A 3,001-nucleotide genomic window follows, 5' to 3' on the forward strand; every position below is an offset into this window, starting at 1 on the left:
CTCGGTGGCCATCGCCACCAACACCCGCTGCAGCCGCCCAATGAACGCCTCGATACTGGCCGCATCAAACACATCGGAGTCGAATTCGACGCGAAGGCTTAACTCGCGGCCCGGCACGGCCTGCACCGTCAGGGGATAGTGATTGGATTCACGGCCGGTGAACTGGGTGATGGCTAGCCCGTCGACGTCCGATAACGCGGCGGTGTCGACCGGGTAGTTCTCGAACACGAACAAGGTGTCGAAAAGCTGGTCGTGGCCGGTGATCCGGTGGATTTCGCTCAGCGCCAGGTGCTGGTGCTCCAGTGTGTAGTTGTGGGCGTTTTGCAGCTGATCAAGCAGCTCGGCGGTGGTGGTCGCCGCTGTGAGGTGCGCCCGCACCGGCACCGTGTTGATCAGCAGGCCCACCATCGACTCGACACCTGCCATCTCCGTGGGCCTACCTGAAACGGTGGTGCCAAATACGATGTCGTGCTGCCCAGTCAGCCCGCTCAGCAGTTGCGCGAAAGCGCCTTGCAGCACCGTGTTGACGGTTGTGTGCTGCGAGCGCGCCAGCTCGTGGAGGGCCCGGGTGGTGTGCTCTGGCAGCCGATAGGAGGCGATGCTTCGCTGCCGGAGCCCCGCCTGGCCGGCCGGTCGGACCAGGGTGGGGGTGTCAAGGCCGGCCAACACCTGTCCCCACACCGCGCGCGCGGCATCAAGATCGCGGTCGGCCAGCCAGCACACGAACCGGCGATAGGACCCGGGTGTCGCCAGCCGCCGGCGGTGGTAACTGGCGAAGATTTCCCCCAGCAGGATCGGCAACGACCAGCCATCCATGACGATGTGGTGGAAGCTCAACACGCAGCGGTGCTGATGCCTGGCGGTGCGGATCAACGCCACCCGAAACGCCGGCGGATTAGCCAAATCGCCCACCGCGGCACGCTCAGCGGTACACAGCTGCTGGATCTGTTCCTCGACATCACCATCAACGGTGGCGTCGCCGTCGTCGGCGCTGAGGTCCACGTAGCCCCATCCCACCGCGGGGTCGGCCGGGATGATCTGCACCGGCTGGTCAAAACGGTCGCAGAATTGGGCCGCCAGGTGGGGATGCCGGATGACCACGGTGTGCACCGCGTCACGCAGCCGATCGGCGTCAAGGTCACCGCTCAACGTGATATCCAGCTGCACCGCATACACATCCGCCTCGCCGCCGTGGGCGGTACTGGTGTGAAACAGCAGACCTTGCTGCAGCGGGGTCAACGGCAAAATATCGGCTACCGGGTGTTGCTGGCACAACTCGTCGATCTGGGACTGGCTCAACCGAGCCGGCGCAATATCCGACGGGGTCAACCCGCCCCCACCGGCTTGCACATGCGCGCACAGACCGTCCAGCGCCTGCACCCACAACCGGCTCAGCTCGCTGACCGCCGCGTGGTCCAGCGCGGAGGGGGCCCACATCCAGTTGGCGTGCAGCCGAGGGCCGGCCTCGGTGTCGATGGTGGCGGCGTTGAGCTCCACGGTGTGCCCCAGCGCCATAGGCACCGCCGCAGCCGCACCGAGATCGAACACGCCTTCTCCAGTGAGCCGCCACCCATCAGCGGCCGCGGCACCCAGCCGGCCCAGGTAGTTAAACCCGATCAGCGGGTCGGAGTCGCCCAGGTCCACGTCGGGGTTCAAATAGCGCAGCACCCCATAGCTCAGCGGATGTGGCAGCGCTCGAAGCTGCTCTTTGACATCCTTGACCAGCGCCCCCAACCCTGGCTCACCAGCAACCACCTGCCCCCAACGCAGCCCACCCACACTCAACGACACCGGATACTTGGTGGTAAACCAGCCCACCGTGCGCGACAGGTCCACCTCAGGACCCAGCTCTTCATGACGCCCATGGCCCTCGACGTCGATACCGACCGGCTCGGACCCGTTGCCGACAAACTGGGCCACCGCCAACCCCAATGCGATCAGCAAGATCTCGTGGACCCCGGCATGAAACGCCGCGGGCACCTCACCTAGCAACAGACCGCTGGTCTGGGCCTCCAACTCCACCGACAGATGCCCCGCACTGGCATAGGTATCCACCGCCGGGCGCACCGCCGGCAACACCGCCGGAGCCCCCACCACCTGCTTCCACGCGTCGGCACAATCCACCACCGCCGAGCGGTGCGCATACTCGCCCAACAACCGCGCCCACCGCGCAAACGACGTCCCGGCGCTGGGCAGGGCGATGGGCTGCCCGCTGCGGTGCTGGGACCAGGCGATGTTGAGGTCATCAAGCACAATGCGCCACGACACCGCATCGATGGCCAAGTGGTGAACGATCAACACCAACTGAGCGGCATCCGCCACCCACAACGCGCTCAGCATCACCCCAGCCGCCGGATCCAACCGCGCCCGCGCCCCGACCAGCACGTCATCGGACAACACGTCTACGGCGTGAACGCAATTGCGCGCCTCGATAACCCCGGCCTCGGGCACCTGTAAGGACCATCCCCCGGCTCCGTCGTCCTCCACGTGCAGCCGCAACATGGGATGCGCATCCAGCAACGCTTGCACCAGCACCACCACATCGGCCTGAGTCACCCCCGTAGGGGCCGACACCACGACTGTCTGGTTGAACTGCTCGGTGGAGCCATCCACGCTGGCCAGCCAGTGCATGATCGGGGTCGCGGGCAGCGGCCCAATGCCTTCATCAACCACGCCACCGGCAGCCTCGGCCGCCCTCACCACCCGGGCCAGCCGGGCCACACTCTGCTCGACGAACACATCACGCGGCCGACACACCAGGCTGGCCGCCCGGGCTCGCGCAACCACCTGCATCGACGAAATGCTGTCGCCACCCAGCTCGAAGAACGAGTCATCGACCCCGACCCGCTCCAGGCCCAGCACCTCGGCGTAAATACCGGCCAGAATTTCCTCGACCGCATTGCCTGGGGCCCGATAACGCTCGACATCGCTGTATTCGGGTGCTGGTAGGGCGCGTGTGTCGAGTTTGCCGTTGGGTGTCAATGGCAGGGCGTCGATGACT

1 protein-coding gene is annotated in these 3,001 nt (G+C 66.0%); it reads right to left on the reverse strand.

Features of this window, described 5'->3' with window-relative positions:
- On the reverse strand, positions 1–3,001 hold a 3,001-nt coding region (locus A5652_RS16295; protein ID WP_232001216.1), incomplete at both ends, for a condensation domain-containing protein.

This window comes from Mycobacterium sp. 1165178.9 (assembly GCF_001673555.1).
Classification (GTDB): domain Bacteria; phylum Actinomycetota; class Actinomycetes; order Mycobacteriales; family Mycobacteriaceae; genus Mycobacterium.